This window comes from Varibaculum vaginae, assembly GCF_900604285.1.
Classification (GTDB): domain Bacteria; phylum Actinomycetota; class Actinomycetes; order Actinomycetales; family Actinomycetaceae; genus Varibaculum; species Varibaculum vaginae.
Map to the genome: position 1 here is coordinate 327,315 of NZ_UWNY01000002.1, position 20,886 is coordinate 348,200.

Here is a 20,886-nt window from a genome sequence, read left to right on the forward strand (position 1 = left end):
TCATGAGTGATATTTCTAAAGTAAAAGCAGCTTCAGAGAGCATCTTTAAAGACGTACAAAGTGAACTAACAAAATTAGTGGCGATTCCCTCCGTTTCTTCAGATTCACGTGAAGAAGTGGAAAAATCTGCGCGCCACCTGGCAGAACTATTTTCTAACCTGGGGATGGAAACCATGGTGAAAACCGCTCCTACTCCTACGGGGGAAGAAGGTATGCCCGCGGTTATCGCTCGGAAAATAGTTGATCCGCAGGCCAAAACAGTTTTGCTTTACGCCCACCATGATGTGCAACCTGCCGGTCCCCGGGAACGATGGGATACTGAACCCTTCGTGGCTACCGAAAAAGATGGTCGCCTTTATGGGCGGGGCACCTCGGATGACGGGGCAGGGGTTATGGTGCACTATGGGGCGCTACTTGCCCTGGCAGATAGCTGCCCGGTTAACGTGACCTGCTTTATCGAGGGTGAAGAAGAAATTGGCTCGCCCTCTTTCCGTAATTTCATTGAAAAGTATCGGGAAGATTTGGCCGCTGATGTCATTATTGTTTGCGACTCCGATAACTGGCGGGTAGGAGAACCGGCGCTGACCGCAACCTTGCGGGGAGTTGCCAGCATGGATGTGAAAGTTAAAGTAATGGAAACCGCCCTGCATTCAGGAGCCTACGGCGGTCCGGTACTAGATGCAGTCACTATCGCCAGCCTTTTGTTGGCCAAATGCTTCGACCCTGATGGCAGTTTGGCAATACCTGGGCTTGGTGGCTCTACCAGTGCAGACGTGCATTATCCGGAAGAATTATTTAAGTCAGATGCCCAGGTCGTAGACAGCTTCCAATTGGCTGGGAAAGGCGAGTTGGCCTCGCGGCTGTGGAATCAGCCGTCACTTTGTGTCGTTGGCTGGGATCAGCGTTCCCGCGCTGAAAGCGCTAATGCCCTGGTTCCGGAAACCTGTTTGCGGTTGTCCCTGCGAACTGCTCCGGGAACCGACACAGCCGAATGCGCCCAGGCGTTGAGCGATTTCTTGCAAGAAAACGCACCGTTCGGAGCCGAAGTGGAAACCGAAGTTCTTGAATGTGGTCCTTCATATCAAGCCGAGTCATCGGAAGCAGAAAAGGATATGAAGTGGGCGTTGTCTAGCGCTTGGGAAAAGGACGCGGTAGACATTGGGTGCGGAGGAGCAATCCCAATGACTGCTGACCTGGCGCAAGTATTTCCCGAGGCCGATATCCTGATCACCGGGGTAGAAGATCCGGCTACCAACGCTCATTCGGAAAATGAATCCCAAGATTTAGGCGACTTGCAGAACGCGATTACCGCGGAGGCGTTATTCCTCACCCGGCTAGGTGGACAGCTTTAAGTGCAAATTGTTCTGGCAGTCACCAGTACGGCCTCCGCTAGTGCGCAGGAGCTAGGGGAGGCTTTTAGGGCAGGATGGCTCCGACATCAAAACCAAGATAAACTGCAGGTTACCCCCTATTCGTACGGTTTTAGTGAGGTGGCGGCGAACTTTCCGCTAGTAGATATTTTCGCTGGTGCAGTTGACCCGGAGCGGGCTGGTCTACGCCTGCCCGCGCTATTGCAAGCGGGAAAAGCTCTCTATCTTCCCCCCTGCAATCTGGGAGAGTCTTTGCAAAGCGAATATCTGTCACCGGGGGCAGTATCTCTGGGAAAGTTAGAAGAACTACCGGATTTCCCCGGAGCTTTTATGCGAGGAGTGGCACGAGCATATGGGCAAAAGCTTCCAGACGCGCAAATCTGGGAAAATCTGGGGCGCGCCCTCTCGCATACGATGGTAGTTACCGGCAGTAAAAAACCGTTATTTTCTACCTCCGGAATATTGGCTGCGGTGGCAAAATCCCAACCGGCAATTGCACAAAAAGCCAAAGAAAATTGGGAGACAGTGTTTTGCCAGATCGAGGGATATGGCAGCTGCCGCTACCTTAATATTTCGGGTGGAGCTACCTCTGGCCTGAGAGGAGGGGGAAACGCCAGCTTGCCGGGAGGGGGATGTGCCTGGGGGATCGGAGAACTTTTAGGTAGGCTAGGAGCCCGTCTGGATTTTGCGGCAGATTTATTAGATCAGCGCACTCGCCTGCCCCAGATCTTAGCGGATGCAGATTTGCTAGTGGCGAATACCTCCGAGCTTTCCCCTTGGAATCTTTCCGGTTCCCCCCTGGAACATCTATGTCAGATTTCCGCCCCCAGCGGAATCCCGATAGTGGTGATTACCGGTGAAAATAATCTAAGCAGGGCAGAAATATCTAAGATGGGAATCGATGGTGTATACCGGTTTCCCGCTGATATTTCGGGAATGAACCAGGCTGGTCTTCGCTTAGCGCGTACCTGGTCGCGATAGCCAGTAGGGGTCGGCTTGGACTAGGCTAAGGACTAACTTATTTAATTAAAATCATTGTTATAGGGAGAGACATGAGTGAAGAACAGGCTGAAAAGTCAGCTACCCACAAAGTTACTTTGACCGAAGCTGCTACAAAGAAAGTAAAGTCGCTGTTAGAGCAGGAAGGACGCGATGACTTGCGGCTGCGAATTGCGGTTCAACCGGGCGGCTGTTCGGGGCTTATTTACCAGCTATATTTTGATGAGCGCCTGTTGGAGGGCGACGCGGTCGTAGAGTTCGCTCCGGGAGTAGCGGTAGTAGTAGATAAAATGTCCAACCCCTATTTAGAGGGCGCCTCTATTGATTTCTCCGATACCATCGAACGGCAAGGCTTTACCATTGATAATCCGAATGCGGTAGGTTCTTGCGCCTGCGGCCAGTCATTCCACTAAATACAGTCAGGATTTATAACCGTGAAACGTAGACTTTCATCTTCTGTTGCTGCCCTTGCTCTGATGGGAGCGTTAATCGGCAGCGCCCTCACCGCTTGCAGTAGCAATGATTCCGGGGTGAAAGTTGAGGGCGACTACGGTAAGGCTCCCAAGGTAAGTGCCGGAGAGGGGACGCCGCCTAAGGATCTGAAAGTTGTCACCCTTAAAGAAGGAGAAGGCAAAGCCTGTGGCACTGGTGCGGTGGTTGAAGTTAACTATCACGGGCAATTATGGAATGGGAAAAAATTCGATTCCAGCTTTGATCGCGGAAAGCCTGCTGTCTTTTCCTTAAACCAGGTAGTTCCCGGCTGGGGACAGGGGCTTAAAGATGCCAAACCGGCTTCACGCACCTTGTTGGTGATTCCTCCCGAACTGGGGTACGGCAATCAGGCAACCGGCGATATTCCCGCCGGCTCTACCCTGGTATTTGTAGTGGATACTTTGAAATGTTTCTCGGCTTCCCAGATGAAAAAAGGCAATGATGAACTGAGGAAAGCAAAAGTAACCGGAGAATCTTTGCCCGGCCTGGAAGTTAGCGGCAAGCTTGGAGCTAAGCCGATATTGAAGGCAACCCCAGATCAGTTAGCCAAAGAACGTAAGGTAGTAGTGCTGGCGAAAGGAAAAGGAGCACCGCTGAAAGCCAAAGATGTAGTTATAGTGCATCAAAGCTGGGTTGATCAAGAGGGGAAGACTAGCTCCACCTGGGATAGTGCTACTCCAATGCCGTTGCAAGGGGAAAAGACGCTTGCAGAGTTGGGGCTAGATAAAGAACTTGCTGGTAAAGCCGTAGGGTCACGTCTAGCGTTAAGCTCCACGCAAAATGGGCAAGCCGTTGCATTCGTGATGGATATTATTGGCACGCTCTAGAAAACTGTAGCGGCTCAGTTATGCATACTTTTAACGCGTTGCAACCTGTAGGTAAGGTGCTGAAAACTCAGGTATTAGTACTTCTACTATTAGCTGTTCTATGCCTGTCTTGCCTCGTGGGGTGTTCCCCGAGTGGATTCGATGCTTCCGCTCCCGAAGTAAAGGGGAAATTTCCGGCGGTCTCTGGCGAGTTAGGAAAAGCCCCTGAAGTAGAGGCTGGTTCCGGAAAAGCTCCTACCAGTTTGCAGGTGCGAGTACTTCACCAGGGGGACGGACGTAAAGTTACTGCCCAAGACCAGGTACTGATGGACACCTTAGGTAACCTGTGGGATGGAAAGACTGTAATGACCACTTTCAGAATTGGTGACTCTGCCCAAGGCTATGCCATGAGCGAAGTCATCGCTGGGTGGAAACAAGGGCTGATTGGCAAGAAACTTGGCTCGCGGGTGCAGCTGACTGTTCCTCCGAACCTAGGGTTTCAAGGGGAAGCTGCCAAAAGGATACCTGCGGATTCCACTATGGTTTTTGTGATTGATTTGATTAGCGCTATGAATCTCAGTGATATTTCGGCGCTGAAACAGGCAAAGAAAATAGACCAGTCATTCAAGAAGCTCCCTAAGGGAGTAAAGATTACTGGGGCTCCCGGTAGTAAGCCCCAGCTGAGCATAGACCCCGATATGCCCGCTCCGCAGCTAAAACAGGTTATTATGCTCTACCAAGGCAAGGGGGCGAAACTAGAGCCAGATGATTTTCCGGGCGTGCATTTGACTGCTGCTAGCTATCAGCGGGGGGAATGGACAAAAGTATCCAGTTCCTGGCCGAGCGGGAAAATGGTTTCCACCCCTGCTACCGTGCAAACCACCCCGCAGTTCTTGGGGGTGCCGGTTGGTTCCCGAATGGTGATGATAGAGCCGGCAGAGGGTGCGCGCCAAGGGGCGAAGGCACATCCGGCACGCATCGCTATCTACGACATCGGAGCCCGCCAAACTAGTGCTCGCCTCGGGTGACAGTTCCTGGATCTTGCACGCGGGGAAAGTTTTTCCTCGTCAAAGGTGATGCGCGGGGGATAGATTTTTCCTCCCGCCCAAAATCTAAAAAGGCGTTGCCTTTTTAGATTTGCGCCCGCTTAGCCGACTCGGATAAAACTTTTTCCCCGCTTTTCACTTATCCGGGAAGGTATAAATACGTGGGGGAGCGGTTTTCCCGAGTGGGTGCGGTGGGCATAAAAATTCGGGAAGCGCCTGTGCGCTCCCCGAATTTTTGGGCAGGAGGGGAAATCGCTCCCCCGCGTTAGTTACTAGACCAGGTTGATTAGGGACTTGAAGTTCTTCTCGGCGTTTTCAAAACGAGCAGCAACGTTTTCCCAATTAACCACGTTCCACCAGGCCTTCACGTAATCGGCTTTCACATTCTGGTAGTCCAAGTAGAATGCGTGTTCCCACATATCCAGCATGAGTAGGGGGGTTACCCCCACCGGTACGTTTCCTTGCTGATCGAAGAGCTGGAAAATGATCAAGCGGGAAGAAATGGAATCCCAAGCCAGTACTGCCCAGCCAGAACCTTGTAGACCGGTGGCAGCTGCCGAGAAATGCTTCTTGAAAGCATCAAACGAGCCAAAGTTTTCACTAATGGCCGCAGCTAATTCGCCTTCGGGCTCGCCGCCACAATCAGGTCCCATATTGGTCCAGAAAACCGAGTGGTTAGTATGTCCACCTAAGTTGAATGCCAGGTCTTTTGAGTACTGGTTAACCGCTGCTAAGTCACCGGATTCACGGGCTCCCGCCAGTTTTTCTAAGGCGGTATTTGCTCCGTTTACATAGGTATTATGGTGCTTGTCGTGGTGAAGTTCCATGATCTTGCCAGAAATATGTGGCTCTAAAGCGGCGTAATCATAGGGCAGTTCCGGAAGTGTGTATTTCTCCATGTAAATGGGTCTCCTTTTGTGTTTTTATTCGCCACCTAACTTCCCTCTGGTCAGGTGGGTCTATTTTCTAGTCTAGGCGCTAAGTCCCATTTTTGCAGCGTTGGGATTTGTAGTGCAGTTAAAAATAGGTTGTCATGTCGGTCTGGGCTGGGGGAATCAAAGTAGTGAGGAGGTCGAATAGGGTAGAGGGCATCGCAAGGGGCTGAACGTCGGTTACAATGAGAGCCAAAAGTCTTTATAAATCTTGACCTAAGGAAGCAGACTATGGCGGAAGCGGAAAATAACCTACAGATTTTGTTGTACAGCGATGACCGTGAGGTGCGCCGGCAAGTAATCACTGGGGTAGGGATTAAACCAGCGGCAGATTTGCCAAAAATAAACTGGGATGAAACCGCAACCGCCACCATTACTCAGGACAAGGTGCGCAATAATCGTTATGATCTTCTGATTCTTGATGGGGAAGCGACTAAGATTTCCGGGATTTCGGTAGCGAAATCTCTTGCAGAGGAAGATGACAATTTGCCACCGATTCTGATCTTGACTGCCCGCCCACAAGATGAATGGCTGGCTGGCTGGGCGGGAGCTGCTAAAGCGGTGGAGCGTCCTCTTACTCCCTTAAAGCTGCAGGAGGCAGTTTCCGAACTTCTGCGCTAAGTAAAAACTTTTTTGCTTTTTCGGGATTCTTTGTGGTGCAGGTTACCATTAATGCTTTCCTAGATGGAAAGTAAACGGTTTTCGCGCCTGATTCAAGGTCTGTCGTAGTTGGGTGCGAGAGAGCATACCTCGGATAGGCCACGCGAAGTTTTCTTTTCCGTGTATTTTTACTATCCGAGTTCCCGGTTGATAAAGCTGTTGCGCCAAAAGGTGTAGCTGTTCCCAAAGAACGTCTTGGGCAAGAAATTGTGGGGAAGAGACCGGGAATACCTCCGCTAGTGCCGCAAGGGTTTTGTCTACCGCAATTTTTGGAGCATTACTACAGGTAAATGCGGTTCCCACTATTTTTCCGTAGGCGATAGCTAGGTATACCCATCCTCCATGTGCTGCGGGTAGGGCGAAAATTAGCTCTGCTGCCCCTAGAATCGGTGCTAGTAATTCTTGTTCTGCTCCCGCACGCACTAGTGAAGAAAGTTGTTCGCGAATTAATGCCGCCTGTTCGTATTCTTCGCTATCCGCCAAATTATGTATTTTAGTTAGCAGTGTATCGACTGCATCCAGTTCTGCGGCTGGTTTATTAGCTGCTAGTTCTACTACGCGCTGAGTGTAACGTGCCTGTTTTTGTGGATGACAGGGGGCGCTACAGGCTCCTAGTTCTTCCAGATAACAATTATCCGCAGGGATCCCAGGTGAAATCTCTTGAGTGCAGATACGTAGCCGCCACTGCTGGGAGAGTGTCCGCCGGACTTGCTCCGCGCTTTTGTGGGAAGGAAAAGGCCCCAGGATGCGGGAGTGCTTGTCATATTTCACCCGTTTAGAAAGCTTCAAGCGTGGGAAATCCTCACTGGTGAGCTCGATTAGCCAGTACTTGTCAGGTCGGGTGCTGGCGCGATTGAAGGGAGGGTTCAGTTGTGCGATTAGTTCCAATTCTTTTAGCCGAGCCAGCAGGACATGAGGAAAACATAGATGCCTAATGCGACATGCTGCGGCGAGCATTTCCCGCATTTGGCGACGTTTTTCGCCCATAGTGGTGTAACTGCCTACTCGTGTCCGTAGGTTGGAAGCCGACCCTACATAGAGCGGTTGTCCCTTAGCATCCTCAAAAATGTAAACTCCCGGACGTTCCGGCAGCTTAGCTCCCAGAACTTTTTTTGCCCGCACTTGGCGAGGAACTTTTTTCAAAACCTGAAAATCTTGGGTATGAGTTAGTCCTGCTCCTTCGCCTAGATCTAATAGTCCCTGCAGTACGGTGACGGTAGCCAAAACATCATCGAGAGCGCGGTGGGTAGGTTTTTCTGCGCCAAAATAGGTGGCTAGAGTGGCTAGGCGGTGATTGGCTACGAAAGGGCGCGGCAGAAGCAGACGGGCAATCGCCAAAGTGTCTACGGTGAGGACGCTAGGAAGGGGAGTGTCTAGTCGCTTAGCGGCGCGGCGCAAAAATCCCGTGTCGAAACTAGCGTTGTGAGCCACTAGGGCATTTACCGGGGGAGAATCGGGACAGTGGGCTCTCCAAAAAGAAAGAAAACGTGGAAAAACCTCTTCCAGGGAGTCGGCGGCAAGTATCATAGAGTTAGTGATTCCGGTCAGCGCCACTATTTTGGGGGGAATAGGGCGGCGAGTTTGCACTAGAGAACGGAAAGTTCCGCACAGGCGTCGCTTATAGTAGCGCGCAGCCGCAATTTCCGTGATTTCTGCTTCTGAGCCCATTCCCGTGGTTTCCAGATCCACTACTAGGAAACAACAATCGGACAGGGGAGATCCTAACTGTGAAAATTCTCCTTGGGGGCCAGTTTCGTTGGTGGCAGGTAGCAAAGCGTTTAGGTGAGCGCGTAGAGCGCGTGAGGGCGGGCCGAAAAACTGTGCGCTCACACCCTCGCCCCGTTGTCATCTCCCCATTTATCGGTCAAAGCGCTGCGGCCGCGAGGACGCAGGTAGATCAGGAGTGCGCAAAAAACCGATAAATCTAAGAAGCCCAGCATATGAAGCCAAAACGGCAGCGTGATTCCCGCAATATAGGTGGCCACCCAGGCTATGAGCACCACGATGGTGATTGCTAAAACGCGCACTGCCCTGCGAGGATGAGGGGTAGCAGGCAATATGGGAGGTTGAAACCGGTCATCTGGTTCGGCTAATTCGTAATCTCGCGGTCCAGGCGAGAAAATATCGGTATCATCTAACCTAGATGTAATATCCAAAAATTCATCATCTACACGACGTTGACTTGGGTTGCGGCGGCGATGCGCCCCCCACTTCTTGGGGAGTTTCATAGTCGTTAGTCTAGCCGGTCTTTAAGGATCAGCCAGTTAGCCTGGGCGGGAAGGAAGCTTACGTGTTTTACCGGATGCTGAAAGTAATCCTGGGACCGATTCTGAAGGTTCTGTACCGACCCTGGATCAAAGGAGCAGAGAATATTCCCGCGACTGGGGCAGCTATTTTGGCCTCCAACCACCTGGCGGTGATCGATTCGTTCTTCTTGCCACTAATGATTGACCGGGAAGTAGTCTTCGTTGGTAAAGCTGATTATTTCACCGGTAAAGGCCTAAAAGGGGCTTTCGTAAAGTGGTTTATGACTCAGGTAGGAACGATTCCTATCGACCGATCTGGAGGGAAGAAATCCCAGGTAGCTCTACAAAAAGGATTGGCGCGTCTGCAAGAGGGGGAGCTATTTGGCATCTATCCCGAGGGGACTCGTAGCCCAGATGGGCGACTTTATCGTGGTAAAACCGGGTTGGCGCGGCTATCGCTACGTTCTGGCGCACCAGTGATTCCGGTAGCTATGGTAGGTACTAATATTGCCCAGCCGATTGGCACCCGGATTCCGCGTCTGCATCGAATCGGGGTCGTGGTGGGGGAGCCTCTAGACTTCTCTCGTTATCAAGGAATGGAAGATGACCGCTACGTCTTGCGGGCGATTACCGACGAAATCATGTATGCCTTGATGAGCTTGTCAGGGCAAGAATATGTGGATATGTATGCGGCGGATGTGAAAAAAGCGCTGGCCGCCAAGAAAAAAGAGGAAGATCTGCTAGTCTCCGAGCCGAAAGTAGCGGCTCCCGGAGGCAGAACGGCTCCCAAAACCGAGGTGCCGGAGCCACCCGAAGAAGCTATCGGGGCAGGGGAAGAACCGAAAGAATAAAACCTCAGCTAAGGAAACTTAGGATATTTTCTTCCTGAAAACGGATGTTACAACCAGGTGCAGTTTGCTTTAGGAGTTGTTGCGCAAAGGAGGCAATATCTCTTGAATAGCTGGGCACACCCTGCCCCCTTGTCCTAGAGCCGTCTGTAAGTTATCGAGTAGACTAAGTGAATGTCGGGGCCAAAACTGGCCAAACAAGTCTTTTGGAGGAGATATGACCATTAAACGGGTAGCACTACTAACTGCAGGCGGCTTTGCGCCCTGTCTTTCATCAGCGGTTGGTGGATTGATTGAACGTTATACCGAATTGGCTCCGGAAGTTGAAATCATTGCCTATAAATATGGCTACCACGGGTTGCTATCCAAGAATTTTATTGTGGTCGACGAAGAGGCACGTAAAAATGCTGGTCTGCTGCATCAATACGGTGGCTCTCCGATTGGGAACTCCCGGGTAAAACTCACTAACACTGAAGATTTGGTTAAACGCGGTCTGGTTCAAGAGGGCGTTAATCCCCTAGAATTTGCGGCTAATCGCCTGGTAGAGGACGGGGTGGATGTGTTACACACCATCGGAGGGGATGACACTAACACCACCGCTGCTGACCTTGCCCATTACCTGCATGAACATGACTATGAACTGACCGTCGTGGGGCTGCCCAAGACCATTGACAACGACATTATTCCGATTCGGCAGTCTCTGGGGGCATGGACGGCAGCCGATAGTGGAGCACTGTTTGCGGAGCACGTAATCGGGGAATGTCAGGCCAATCCGCGTGAACTGATTATTCATGAAGTAATGGGGCGTAACTGTGGTTATCTGACGGCTGCTACCGCTCGTTCCTACCGTAAGCTTTTGGAAAATAAACAGTGGTTGCCTTCTATGGGACTCACCCGTGAGTCTCGCGATATTCACGCGATTTTTATTCCCGAGGTACATATCGACATTGAGGCAGAGTCTATCCGTCTCCGCAAAGTTATGGATGAGGTAGGTAACGTCAATATCTTCCTGTCTGAGGGTGCTGGGGTCAGTGAAATCGTGGAACAAATGGAACAGGCGGGAGAGACCGTACCCCGTGATCCCTTTGGCCATGTGCAGCTAGACAAGATTAATCCCGGTCAATGGTTTGCTCGGCAGTTCGCTGAGCGAATCGGGGCAGAAAAAGTCATGGTACAAAAGTCTGGTTACTTCTCGCGGGCCTCAGCTGCGGGAGCAGAAGATTTGCGTCTAATTAAATCTATGACCGATTATGCGGTACAGTGCGCATTTGCAGGGAAAGCTGGTTTGATTGGGCACGATGAAGAAAACGGTGACATTTTGAGTTCGATTGCCTTCTCTCGGATCAAAGGTGGTAAAGCCTTCGATATTGCTACTCCTTGGTTCCAGGAGATGATGAAGGAAGTCGGACAGGAGGTAAAGCCCGCCTAGTTTCCCCAGCTTCCTCTTAACGGTTTATATCAGTCGAGGAAGCATTTAAGATATTCCTTTACTCAAGGCTTCTTTGGCTCTCGCCGCATGCGGCGAGAGCCAAAGAAATTTTTAACCTCAGTTTTGCTAATAAATTTTTAGTTTCTAGTGGTGGCCTAGTAGATAAACAAAGCAGCTAAAAAATAGCAGTTACCTGGGAAAATAAAACAGAGAAATAAGTCCATCTCCCGGACTTATTCGTCTTAATTTCTAAAACTAACTAGGGTGGACTCTGTGGACGAGAAAATAAATAAGGCTTTAAATTCCTGGCGGGGCTGCCCTGCAACCCAGCAGCCCAACTATCCAGATCAGAGTAAGTTGCAGGCAAAGCTGGCTGATCTATGTACTCGCCCTCCTTTGGTATTCGCTGGGGAAGTAGATGCCTTGAAAGAACTTTTGGCAGAGACTAGCCGGGGACGTGCCTTTGTGCTCACTGGAGGGGATTGCGCGGAAACCTTTGCGGAATCAACCGCTAATCGAGTAAGACTGAAAATCCAGACCATTTTGCAGATGGCAATCGTGCTTACCTATGGGGCGTCCTTGCCGATCGTAAAAATGGGGAGGATGGCTGGGCAATACGCTAAACCTCGCTCTAGTGATACTGAAACTCGCGAGGGAGTTACCTTGCCTTCCTATCGCGGAGATGCGGTCAACTCCTTCGAGTTTACTCCTGAGGCTCGCCGTCCAGATCCGGGCCGCCTGCTAGATACCTATACCCGTTCGGGTACCACTTTGAACCTGATTCGCGCGTTTACCCAAGGTGGTTATGCGGACTTACATCGGGTACATGAATGGAATCGCGGTTTTACCTCTAATCCGGCCTATAAACGTTTTGATGCTCTCGCGGGGGATATTGATCGTGCAATCTCCTTTATGGACGCTGCCGGGGTGAGTTCTGATGAACTGCGCACCGTGGACTTTTATAGCGCCCATGAATCTTTACTTTTAGAGTACGAACAGGCTATGACCAGGGTAGATTCTCGTACTGGTAATCTCTACGATACCTCTGCGCATTTCTTGTGGATCGGGGAGCGTACCCGTCAAATCGATGGTGCGCATGTGGAGCAACTCTCCCAAGTCTCCAATCCGATCGGGGTGAAAATCGGTCCGGATGCCAGTGGCGATGATTTAGCTAGACTGCAAGATAAACTTAATCCTGAGGCCGAGCCGGGGCGTCTATCCTTCATCACTCGAATGGGTGCCAAGGCATTAAAATCTTCCCTCCCCGCACTGTTAGAAGCCCAAAAGCATGATGGCAGGCCGGTTACCTGGATGTGCGATCCCATGCACGGAAACACGATTCAATCTTCTTCTGGTTATAAGACTCGCAGTTTCGAACGTATCCTCGAGGAAGTAGCTAGTTTCTTTGCTGCTCATCAAGAAGCGGGCACTATTCCGGGGGGAATCCACGTGGAATTGACCGGGGATGATGTCACCGAGGTAATCGGTGGTAGTGAACGACTGACAGAAGAATCTTTAAAGAACCGCTATGAAACCCGGGTAGATCCCCGCTTAAATCACCAGCAGTCCTTAGAACTCGCTTTCCAGGTGGCAGAAATGCTGCAAAAACGCCACGATACCTTGGGTAACCCTCTGCGTGAACCCTTAGAACCCTGGGGATATACGGTTTAGGCCAGTTCGCGGAGATAATCTTAATGTATACGGGAAGATTAACCCCGCATCCTGCTCCCAGCTTGCCCGCCTATACGTAGGTTAAAGTAACCGTAGATCCACTTTTTAGCTTGGTGCCTCCCCCCGGGGATTGGGAATAAACCCGGTTGGGGGCAATTCCTAGAAGCTGTTTTTGGACATTCACCTGGAAGCCTAGATCTGTCAATCTTTGTTTCGCTTCCTCCATAGACATAGCAGTCACATTAGGGACTTCCACCATTTCTGGGCCTTGGGAAATTCGCACTTTTATCCGGTCATGGTGGTAAACGGTAGTTTCTGCCCCTGGTTCCTGCCCAATGACTTTCCCGCGCGGAACCGAATCGGAAAACTCGGTGGTTTTTTCTATTTCCAGCTTGAGATTGCTGAGAAGCTCTGTGACTTCATCTTCTGTTTTACCTGTTAAATCCGGCAATTTAACTGGTTCTTTTCCTTTTGAAACCGTTACTTTTATCGGACTGTGATGGCGTAAAGTTGTGCCGGCCTTTGGGTTAGTAGCAATGATTTTACCTTTTTCGACCTCATCGGAATACTCTTTAGTGGTACCGGCGAGTTTCAGCTTCGCCCCTTTTAGTAACTTAGCAGCCTGACTACCATCTTTACCTGCCAAATCAGGCACTTTTACGTACTCGATTCCCCGCGAAATATACAGATTCACCTGGGAGTTTTTCCACGCCTTTGCACCCGCTTTGGGATCGGTGCGGGTCGCCATGTTAGGGGAGATAGTATCGGAGTATTCGCGGTTAATTTTAACTTTTAGCTGCGATTTTGCCAGGATAGATTTGGCCTGCACGACGGTTTTCCCTTCCACATTGGGAATTGCTACTCGCCCTCCTGGTCCCAGAGTGAAATACCAACCTACGGTAGCCCCAGCTATCAGCAAAATAGCAGCGGTAATCGCAGCTATCCAGCGTTTTTTACTGTTGTCCTTTTTCGGTGTATCTGTGGTATTTGTTTCTTCTCTAACGTTCTGAGTCTGCGTCGCTGCTGGTTTTTTCGGGTCTTCCGAGCTGGTTAGCGAGTTGGAAGTATCGAAGGGGGCAGCGTCGCGAAGTCTGACTGGAGCGGAAGGTAGCTGCGGGGAGGAGGCAGGCAAAACCGGCAATACGGCGGTGCCGCCTCTTCCTAAGGGGGTACGTTCCGTTTCTGTTTCTTGTGGAGTGCTCAGCGCTCTCTTAGCTTGCCGCGTGCTCAGCTCGGGACTAAGACAATCTGATACCGCCTTTACCAGATGCAGAGCGGCGCCGGCATCAATGGGACGATTTTGGGGCTTACGGGCAGTGAGTGCCGCAATCAGATCGTCGACCTCGCTGGGAATCCAAGGCACCGTGTTAGAAAGAGGTGGTACATCCTCGCTTACATGCTGCCAGGCGGTACGAATCGCGGTATCACCTTGGAAAGGAGGTACTCCGCTTATCAGCTCATATGCCATGATTCCCACCGAATAGACATCGCAACGAGCATCGGAGGTAGTTTGGGAAATAAGTTCCGGTGCCAGATAGGTGACTGTTCCCATCACTGATCCGGTAGTGGTGCCGGTAGCTTGATTAACTGCGTGGGCGAGACCGAAATCCGCTACTTTTACCTTCCCTGAAGGAGCTAGCAAAATATTTTCCGGTTTAATATCGCGGTGAATAATCTGCATCCCATGGGCGACCTGCAATGCTTCTAGAACCTGTTCGGTGATTTCTAGGGCGCGACCCAAAGGCAAAGGACCTTCTTTAGTCAATACTTGGCGCAGGTTCGGGCCGTTAATAAACTCCATCACCAAGTAGGGGCGGCGCCGCCAAGTTCCCTGATCGAAAATTTGCACAATCTCCGGATGCATTAAACGGGCAGCTGAACGTGCTTCTGATTCAAAACGTTCCACTAACGAGGCGGTATTAGCTAGGTGGGGATGCATAATTTTAAGTGCCACATCGCGTCCCAGCCGTTCGTCATGGGCGCGGTAAACGCTGGCCATTCCACCGGTATCGATGAGGCTTAAAATGCGGTAGCGTTCATCAATCAGCCGCTTCAACATATGATCTTCGTCGGAAATGATTGATGGTGCTCCCAGAATTTGCCCGGCATCTGCATCTTTAATGTTAGGGCGGGGGATAGATGAATCCTGCGGGGGGTTGCTAGGGTGTCCTCTATCTTCCCGATCAATACTCATAAAGCCATCCTAGCGGCAGCTTAGCGCAATGCCGGTAAGCGGCGCGGGTAGGAACTGGCTTGCTCCCTCAGATAGGCTTAGAACATGGAAATGATCAGTTTCGCGGAAGCCGCCGCACGCCTGGGGGTAAAAGTTACTCGCGCCCACCGCCTCCTGAAGGAGCATCGTCTGTTGGCTCTACCGGATGAACAGGGAAAGCTACAGATTGTAACGGACAGCTTGCTGGAAACCTCTGAAGGCTGGACTTTGGTTGAGCGCCTGCCCGGAACTATGTTGACCCTAATAGATGGGGGTTTCAGTGTTCAAGAGGCAACCGAGTGGGTGCTTGCCGCACAACCGTTACTAGGTGGGCAGCGTCCCTTGGATTTATTGCGTGCCGGAAGCCACACCAAGGTTAATTCGGTGGCTGCCATGCAGGCGCTTTAAATAAAGGACTTTAGGACTCCCGTTCAACCAATGACCGCCCTAGCTTCAAAAGTGCCTTGCGACCCGCGCTATCGAAGTCACCGCTGTCCACTAGGGCATCGCCTTTAGCAGCATATTCGGTGATTAGTTCGCGGTGTCGGTTTTTTACTCCCTGTGCAATTAAAGCGGCAGTTACTTCGGAAATTTGTTGGGTGGTGGCTGTTCGATTTCCAAATACGGAATGCAGCTTCTCCCGCGCAGAATCGTCAAGCATCTGTTCCGCTAGGAACCACAGTACGGTTTTCTTCCCTTCAGTCAGGTCTCCGCCCGCAGGTTTTCCGGTTTGGCTGGGGTCGCCGAATACTCCGAGTTCGTCATCGCAAAGCTGAAAGGCAATTCCCCAGTATTCCCCGATAGCAAATAAAGTTTTTAGTTGGTCGCTATTGGCATCAGCTAGGCGCGCTCCCAAGGTGAGCGGATGGGCAACCGAATAATGCCCTGACTTGTGGCGAACCACCGTTAAAATTTGCTCCTGTGCCGCATCCGGATCCAGCTCATCGGTTTCGAGTCGCAGGTCTAGGTACTGGCCGAGAGCTACTTCCCGGGTCATCTCACTCCAGTTGCTGAAAAAGGCATCGGCATCTTTGCAAGCAGAGGCTACTTCAAAAGCGCATTGATCGGCTACTGCTAGCAGTAGATCTCCCAGTAGAATCGCCGCAAAACTGCCGTACTCTTCTGACTCGCCTTGACGTTTCCCATGGAGATGATATTTGGTAAAACTGATATGAGCGGCATCTTTACCCCGCCGTAGGGGAGAGTTGTCAATAATATCGTCATGCACGAGAGCACTCGCTTGGTAAATCTCTAATGCCACCCCCAAGTCAAGAATCTGTTTTGGAGGACGTGAGTGGTTTCCGCTGACTGCCTCCCATCCGGTACGGGCGAGACGAGCGCGGGTGCGCTTGCCGCCAGAAAGTGCGGTAAGTCCCACTTTAAATAGCTCTTCCACTCCTTCGAGGTCGCGCCAGGATTTAATCCCAGTCTGCCACATCCTCGTTAATAGTTCGTCAATCTGGGCGGAGAATTCCTGGTCAGTGGGCATTAACTACTCCTTTTTTCTTCTGTTGTCTACTCTAGTCGCGAAATTTCTCTGGATATGTGCTAGAAAGTGTGGTATTGAATTATAATTGTTGAGCATTCTCTGTGAAAACGTTTAGAAATCAGGAAAGGTCGCCGTGACTACTAAACCTGCTCAATCTGAATCTAGCGCGAAAACTTCTTCGAAAGCTAGTACCACCGCTAAGACCAAGGCTAAGAAGACCGCTACGAAGAAGACAACCGTGGCAAAGAAAACTGCCACCGCTAAAAAGACCGCTGTAACTAAGAAAGATGAGGTTGCAGCAAAAACCAGTAGCGTAGCTAAAACAAAGGCCGCCGCCGTATCGACTAAATCAACGGCCGCAAAGACTGGTACCACCAAGAAGGCTGCGTCCAAAACAGCAGCAAAGAAAACTACTGCTGCAAAAAAGGCTACTACTACAAAAAAGACTGCCGCAGCCAGTAAGGACAGCGCGAAGAAGGATGCTGTTAAGACCAGTAAGACTGCGGCCGCCAAGAAGGCAACTGGGGCAAAGGCGACTAGTGCTGCTAAGACCGCGGCAAATGCTAAAAAAGCTTCTAAGAATGTTGCCAAGAGTAGTTCTAAGTCTGCAGCAAAGGCTGCAGAAACCAAGAAGAAAGCAACAGGTACCAAGAAAACATCCGGAAAGAAAGCTACTGCTACCAGCAAAACTGGTACGGCCAAGAAGGTGGCAGCTAAGAAAACTGCTGCTAAGAAAACCAGTTCTAAAGAAAAAGACATTGAGAATCCCTCTTCGGTTGAAGAACAAGAGCTTATGCCCTCAGATATAGACGTAGATGAGGACACAGTTGAACCAGGAGACGAGGATCTAAGCGACGAAGAAGAAATCGACATCGAATCGGAGCTGGCAGATAGTGACGAGGACGAAGACGATGAAAAGCATGGTGAAGATCGTGAACCCGAAGAAGATGAAGACGAGGACGATGATGCTCCCGCTGCTACTGACGGTTTAAGTAAGGCGATTGCTCAGGCAAAAGCGAATGCCAAGGGGCAAAAGAAAGGTAATTCCTTCACCGTCTCTGATTCTGATGAAACTGATGAACCGGCACAGCGAGTCACGGTCGCAGGCGCTACTGCCGATCCGGTTAAGGACTACCTGAAACAGATCGGTAAAGTTGCGCTCCTCAATGCCGCAGAAGAGGTAGATTTGGCGCGGCGTATTGAAGCTGGTCTTTATGCTCAGCACAAGTTAGAAACCGAATCGGAAAATCTGACTTCTAAGATGCGGCGGGATTTACATTCCTTAGCTATTGATGGTCAGCATGCCAAGAATCACCTGCTAGAAGCGAATCTTCGCTTGGTGGTGTCACTGGCGAAACGCTATACCGGGCGGGGGATGCTGTTCTTGGATCTGATTCAAGAAGGGAATCTGGGGCTAATCCGAGCAGTAGAAAAGTTTGACTACACCAAGGGATATAAGTTCTCGACTTATGCGACTTGGTGGATTCGGCAGGCAATTACCCGAGCAATGGCCGATCAGGCGCGCACTATCCGCATCCCCGTCCACATGGTTGAGGTCATCAATAAGCTGGCACGGGTACAACGGCAGATGCTACAGGATCTTGGGCGGGAACCTACCCCCGAGGAACTAGCTAAAGAACTGGATATGACGCCTGAAAAAGTAGTGGAAGTGCAAAAATATGGGCGGGAGCCGATTTCCTTGCATACGCCTTTGGGTGAGGATGGCGACAGCGAATTCGGGGATTTAATTGAAGATTCTGAGGCAGTAGTACCTGCTGATGCAGTCAGCTTTACTTTGTTGCAAGAACAGTTGCGCAGCGTCCTTGACACTTTATCCGAACGAGAAGCTGGGGTGGTGTCAATGCGTTTCGGTTTAGGCGATGGTCAAGCCAAGACCTTAGACGAGATTGGCAAAGTTTACGGGGTTACCCGTGAACGTATCCGCCAGATTGAATCGAAAACTATGTCGAAGTTGCGTCACCCATCCCGCAGTCAGGTCTTGCGTGACTACCTAGACTAGAGCTGCCGCCAAACTTATAGTTTTCCGCCGTCCTTGCGACTTGCAAGGACGGCGGATTAGTTTTGCCAGACGCGAAAGCGGGAACGGTGGGCGTGACTTCCTTAGGTGCGCAGTAGACAATAAAAACATGAGTGAGCAAACCTATGATTTTGACGCAACTGACCGTTGCGATACCTGCGGAGCGCAGGCGTGGGTTCTTGCCCGCCTAGAGGCTGGCAATCTGTTTTTCTGCGCCCATCACGCCCAGGCTCTAGTGCCAGCGTTGCGTGAAAGTGGGGCTGAAATCGTGGATAATACCGCGCAATTGCATTTAGAGGAAGCTAAAAAAGCCCCGCTAACCTCGCTGTCTCGTGCCCGCTAGGGTACCTATCTTTTTCTGCCGGAGCGAAAACTATCCTCAGGGTATTGATAGTGTCCCCCGCTGCGGGGAGTGCCTCACAAAAGGGCGCCTTCGGAAAGCCGATAGCTACCTGGAAAGGATGACCCCCTAAACTAGGGGGGTGGCACTTAAGACGAAATCGGATTACACCGCCCGGCACCTGTCGGTACTAGAAGGGCTCGACGCAGTTCGCAAGCGTCCCGGTATGTATATCGGATCCACCGACCACCGTGGGCTGATGCACTGCCTCTGGGAAATTATCGACAACTCGGTCGATGAGGCTCTGGAGGGCTATTGTGACCAGATTGAGGTCACTATCGGCGATGACCATTCGGTATCAGTTTCAGACAATGGTCGCGGTATCCCAGTAGATGAAGTCCCCGGGGTGGGGTTATCTGGGGTGGAGGTCGTCTATACCAAGTTGCATGCGGGCGGAAAGTTCGGCACCGGCTCCTATGGGGCAGCGGGCGGCCTACATGGGGTGGGAGCCTCGGTAGTAAATGCTCTTTCTGCCCGCCTAGATGTGCAGGTAGATCGGGGCGGGAAAACTTATCAAATGTCTTTTCTGCGCGGAGAACCGGGGGAATTTGATGACAGCAAATCCCGTACCCCTACCTCGCCGTTTAAGCCCTTCACCAAAGAATCCAAACTAAAAGTGGTAGGGAAAGCCCCTCAGAAAAAGACCGGGACTCGGGTGCGTTTTTGGGCTGATTTTCAGATTTTCCCCAAAAGTGCGTCCACCGGATTCTCTTGGGAACATCTACTAGAGCGGGCACGCCAAACCGCATTCTTAGTGCCGGGACTAACCATTATTTGTCGCGATGAACGTCCTGATCAGCCCCTAGAAGAATCTTTCAAAGCCGAGGGCGGAACCGAAGACTTCGTAGATTTCCTCGCCCCCGATCAAGCAATCGTAGACACCTGGTGTATCCGTGACCAGCGCACCTACAGTGAAACCGTACAACAGCTAGACCAGAAAACTGGACATTTACGTCCGGTTGAAGTGGAACGTACCTGCGATATTGATATTGCTCTGCGTTGGGGTAACGGTTATGAAACCGTCGAACGGTCTTTTGTGAATATCGTGGCTACCCCCATGGGAGGCACCCACATAATGGGTTTCGAAAACGCCTTGGTGCGGGTGCTGCGCAGCCAGATTGATAAAAATAAGAAATCGAAGCGCCTGAAGCTTAGCCAAAAAGAAGCCAAGATCAGAATCGAAAAAGAGGACGTGATGGCGGGGCTGACCGCGGTGGTGACTGTGCGGCTGCCTGAACCCCAATTCGAGGGACAGACTAAGGAAGTGTTAGGGACTCCCCAAGTGCGCCAGGCAGTCTCTAGTGCCGTCGCCAAATGGCTGGAAAAGAAGTTTTCTTCCTCGAAACGTGACGACAAACAGCAAGTATTCTCCCTGATGGAAAAGGTAGTAGGGGAGATGCGGGCGCGAGTGAGTGCCCGCCATCAAAAAGAGATTTCTCGGCGGAAGAATGCTCTGGAAACCTCCTCACTGCCGGCAAAACTAGCAGATTGTCGCTCCAATAAAGTTGAGGATTGCGAATTATTTATTGTGGAGGGTGACTCGGCACTAGGCACCGCCAAACAGGCGCGCTCCGCAGATTTTCAGGCGCTACTGCCGATTCGTGGAAAAATTTTGAACACTCAAAAGGCATCGACATCCGATATGCTTTCTAACGCCGAATGCGCGGCGATTATTCAAGTTATTGGAGCAGGCTCGGGACGTAGTTTCGATCTGGATTCTGCCCGGTACGGCAAAGTAATTATGATGACCGATGCCGATGTTGATGGCGCTCATATTCGCACCTTGCTGCTCACCTTGTTCTTCCGCTATATGCGTCCCCTAATCGCTGCCGGGAGGGTCTATGCGGCAGTCCCTCCGCTGCATCGGATTGAAATTCCCGCGCAAGGGCGGAAAAATAAAGAAATCATTTACACCTATTCCGAAGATGAGCTACATGAGCGCCTCCGTGCTCTGGCTAAAAGCGGACGCAAATACAAAGAGCCTATTCAGCGTTATAAGGGTTTGGGAGAGATGGATGCCTCGCAGTTGGCAGAAACTACGATGCAGCGCGGAAAACGCACTCTGCGGCAAATAACTTTTGCCGACGAGGCCGCGTTACAGCAGGCCGAAAATATTTTCGAATTGCTGATGGGGTCGACGGTCGCTCCCCGCCGGGAGTTTATCGTGGCTGGTGCTGACCAGCTGGCAGCCGAACAAATAGATGCTTAGCGGTTTCAGTTTGCCGCTTTGCCCCCATTAAGATAAAGA

18 protein-coding genes are annotated in these 20,886 nt (G+C 51.1%); 13 read left to right on the forward strand and 5 right to left on the reverse strand.

Features of this window, described 5'->3' with window-relative positions; all coding sequences use genetic code 11:
- The first annotated feature begins 2 nt into the window (after positions 1 to 2).
- The 5 genes from EFB02_RS07230 (at position 3) to EFB02_RS07250 (ending at position 4,695) form a co-directional block, all read left to right on the forward strand.
- The gene (locus EFB02_RS07230) at positions 3 to 1,352 is read left to right on the forward strand and encodes a M20/M25/M40 family metallo-hydrolase (protein WP_122820912.1); all 1,350 of its coding nucleotides are present in this window, start codon (positions 3 to 5) and stop codon (positions 1,350 to 1,352) included.
- The gene (locus tag EFB02_RS07235; protein WP_122820913.1) at positions 1,353 to 2,351 is read left to right on the forward strand and encodes a glycerate kinase; all 999 of its coding nucleotides are present in this window, start codon (positions 1,353 to 1,355) and stop codon (positions 2,349 to 2,351) included. It abuts the gene before it with no gap.
- A gap of 71 nt (positions 2,352 to 2,422) precedes the next feature.
- Positions 2,423 to 2,782: a HesB/IscA family protein gene (locus tag EFB02_RS07240; RefSeq protein WP_122820914.1), complete on the forward strand. Its 360-nt coding sequence runs from the start codon at positions 2,423 to 2,425 to the stop codon at positions 2,780 to 2,782.
- A 21-nt stretch (positions 2,783 to 2,803) separates the two neighbouring features.
- On the forward strand, positions 2,804 to 3,688 hold the full coding sequence (locus EFB02_RS07245; protein WP_200831574.1) for an FKBP-type peptidyl-prolyl cis-trans isomerase: 885 nt from the start codon (positions 2,804 to 2,806) through the stop codon (positions 3,686 to 3,688).
- A 20-nt stretch (positions 3,689 to 3,708) separates the two neighbouring features.
- Positions 3,709 to 4,695 carry an FKBP-type peptidyl-prolyl cis-trans isomerase gene (locus EFB02_RS07250; protein ID WP_122820915.1) on the forward strand — a complete coding sequence of 329 codons (987 nt, stop codon included), beginning with the start codon at positions 3,709 to 3,711 and terminating at the stop codon, positions 4,693 to 4,695.
- A gap of 290 nt (positions 4,696 to 4,985) precedes the next feature.
- Here EFB02_RS07250 and EFB02_RS07255 read toward each other — a convergent pair whose 3' ends face one another.
- Positions 4,986 to 5,612 (reverse strand): superoxide dismutase, encoded by a 627-nt coding sequence (locus tag EFB02_RS07255; RefSeq protein WP_122820916.1) that lies wholly within the window; start codon positions 5,610 to 5,612, stop codon positions 4,986 to 4,988.
- 264 nt (positions 5,613 to 5,876) lie between these two features.
- Between EFB02_RS07255 and EFB02_RS07260 the strand changes: the two genes are divergently transcribed.
- Positions 5,877 to 6,266, forward strand: coding sequence for a response regulator (locus EFB02_RS07260; RefSeq protein WP_122820917.1), 390 nt, complete (start codon positions 5,877 to 5,879; stop codon positions 6,264 to 6,266).
- A gap of 48 nt (positions 6,267 to 6,314) precedes the next feature.
- Here the strand turns inward: EFB02_RS07260 and EFB02_RS07265 are convergent, their stop codons facing one another.
- Both EFB02_RS07265 and EFB02_RS07270 read right to left on the reverse strand, forming a co-directional pair.
- Positions 6,315 to 8,135 carry a DEDD exonuclease domain-containing protein gene (locus EFB02_RS07265; protein WP_122820918.1) on the reverse strand — a complete coding sequence of 607 codons (1,821 nt, stop codon included), beginning with the start codon at positions 8,133 to 8,135 and terminating at the stop codon, positions 6,315 to 6,317.
- Positions 8,132 to 8,533, reverse strand: a complete 402-nt coding sequence (locus EFB02_RS07270; protein WP_122820919.1) for a hypothetical protein — start codon at positions 8,531 to 8,533, stop codon at positions 8,132 to 8,134. Before EFB02_RS07270 ends, EFB02_RS07265 begins: the two co-directional genes overlap by 4 nt.
- A gap of 62 nt (positions 8,534 to 8,595) precedes the next feature.
- Here EFB02_RS07270 and EFB02_RS07275 point away from each other — a divergent pair, with 62 nt between their 5' ends.
- The 3 genes from EFB02_RS07275 to EFB02_RS07285 all read left to right on the forward strand — a co-directional run bounded on the left by EFB02_RS07275 (position 8,596) and on the right by EFB02_RS07285 (position 12,499).
- Positions 8,596 to 9,402 (forward strand): lysophospholipid acyltransferase family protein, encoded by an 807-nt coding sequence (locus tag EFB02_RS07275; protein ID WP_122820920.1) that lies wholly within the window; start codon positions 8,596 to 8,598, stop codon positions 9,400 to 9,402.
- 214 nt (positions 9,403 to 9,616) lie between these two features.
- Positions 9,617 to 10,828, forward strand: coding sequence for a pyrophosphate--fructose-6-phosphate 1-phosphotransferase (locus EFB02_RS07280; RefSeq protein WP_122820921.1), 1,212 nt, complete (start codon positions 9,617 to 9,619; stop codon positions 10,826 to 10,828).
- Positions 10,829 to 11,101: 273 nt separating this feature from the next.
- Complete coding sequence (locus EFB02_RS07285) at positions 11,102 to 12,499, forward strand: class II 3-deoxy-7-phosphoheptulonate synthase (protein WP_234992780.1); 1,398 nt, start codon at positions 11,102 to 11,104, stop codon at positions 12,497 to 12,499.
- Positions 12,500 to 12,569: 70 nt separating this feature from the next.
- On the opposite strand, the gene pknB is transcribed toward EFB02_RS07285, so the two are convergent.
- Positions 12,570 to 14,693, reverse strand: coding sequence for a Stk1 family PASTA domain-containing Ser/Thr kinase (gene pknB / locus EFB02_RS07290; RefSeq protein WP_122820923.1), 2,124 nt, complete (start codon positions 14,691 to 14,693; stop codon positions 12,570 to 12,572).
- An 84-nt stretch (positions 14,694 to 14,777) separates the two neighbouring features.
- Here pknB and EFB02_RS07295 point away from each other — a divergent pair, with 84 nt between their 5' ends.
- Complete coding sequence (locus tag EFB02_RS07295; RefSeq protein WP_122820924.1) at positions 14,778 to 15,119, forward strand: Rv2175c family DNA-binding protein; 342 nt, start codon at positions 14,778 to 14,780, stop codon at positions 15,117 to 15,119.
- Positions 15,120 to 15,129: 10 nt separating this feature from the next.
- Here the strand turns inward: EFB02_RS07295 and EFB02_RS07300 are convergent, their stop codons facing one another.
- Positions 15,130 to 16,200 carry a polyprenyl synthetase family protein gene (locus EFB02_RS07300; RefSeq protein ID WP_122820925.1) on the reverse strand — a complete coding sequence of 357 codons (1,071 nt, stop codon included), beginning with the start codon at positions 16,198 to 16,200 and terminating at the stop codon, positions 15,130 to 15,132.
- Positions 16,201 to 16,333: 133 nt separating this feature from the next.
- Here EFB02_RS07300 and EFB02_RS07305 point away from each other — a divergent pair, with 133 nt between their 5' ends.
- The 3 genes from EFB02_RS07305 to EFB02_RS07315 all read left to right on the forward strand — a co-directional run bounded on the left by EFB02_RS07305 (position 16,334) and on the right by EFB02_RS07315 (position 20,847).
- Positions 16,334 to 18,220: an RNA polymerase sigma factor gene (locus EFB02_RS07305; RefSeq protein WP_438947140.1), complete on the forward strand. Its 1,887-nt coding sequence runs from the start codon at positions 16,334 to 16,336 to the stop codon at positions 18,218 to 18,220.
- Positions 18,221 to 18,347: 127 nt separating this feature from the next.
- Positions 18,348 to 18,581, forward strand: a complete 234-nt coding sequence (locus EFB02_RS07310; protein WP_122820926.1) for a DUF7455 domain-containing protein — start codon at positions 18,348 to 18,350, stop codon at positions 18,579 to 18,581.
- 139 nt (positions 18,582 to 18,720) lie between these two features.
- The gene (locus tag EFB02_RS07315) at positions 18,721 to 20,847 is read left to right on the forward strand and encodes a DNA gyrase/topoisomerase IV subunit B (RefSeq protein WP_122820927.1); all 2,127 of its coding nucleotides are present in this window, start codon (positions 18,721 to 18,723) and stop codon (positions 20,845 to 20,847) included.
- Positions 20,848 to 20,886 lie beyond the last annotated feature (39 nt).

Coding starts and splice junctions, on each gene's coding strand:
- pknB (WP_122820923.1), bottom strand. CDS start 14,693: ATGAGTATTGATCGGGAAGATAGAGGACACCCTAGCAACCCCCCGCAG.
- EFB02_RS07295 (WP_122820924.1), top strand. CDS start 14,778: ATGGAAATGATCAGTTTCGCGGAAGCCGCCGCACGCCTGGGGGTAAAA.
- EFB02_RS07300 (WP_122820925.1), bottom strand. CDS start 16,200: ATGCCCACTGACCAGGAATTCTCCGCCCAGATTGACGAACTATTAACG.
- EFB02_RS07260 (WP_122820917.1), top strand. CDS start 5,877: ATGGCGGAAGCGGAAAATAACCTACAGATTTTGTTGTACAGCGATGAC.
- EFB02_RS07280 (WP_122820921.1), top strand. CDS start 9,617: ATGACCATTAAACGGGTAGCACTACTAACTGCAGGCGGCTTTGCGCCC.
- EFB02_RS07250 (WP_122820915.1), top strand. CDS start 3,709: ATGCATACTTTTAACGCGTTGCAACCTGTAGGTAAGGTGCTGAAAACT.
- EFB02_RS07310 (WP_122820926.1), top strand. CDS start 18,348: ATGAGTGAGCAAACCTATGATTTTGACGCAACTGACCGTTGCGATACC.
- EFB02_RS07270 (WP_122820919.1), bottom strand. CDS start 8,533: ATGAAACTCCCCAAGAAGTGGGGGGCGCATCGCCGCCGCAACCCAAGT.
- EFB02_RS07255 (WP_122820916.1), bottom strand. CDS start 5,612: ATGGAGAAATACACACTTCCGGAACTGCCCTATGATTACGCCGCTTTA.
- EFB02_RS07230 (WP_122820912.1), top strand. CDS start 3: ATGAGTGATATTTCTAAAGTAAAAGCAGCTTCAGAGAGCATCTTTAAA.
- EFB02_RS07240 (WP_122820914.1), top strand. CDS start 2,423: ATGAGTGAAGAACAGGCTGAAAAGTCAGCTACCCACAAAGTTACTTTG.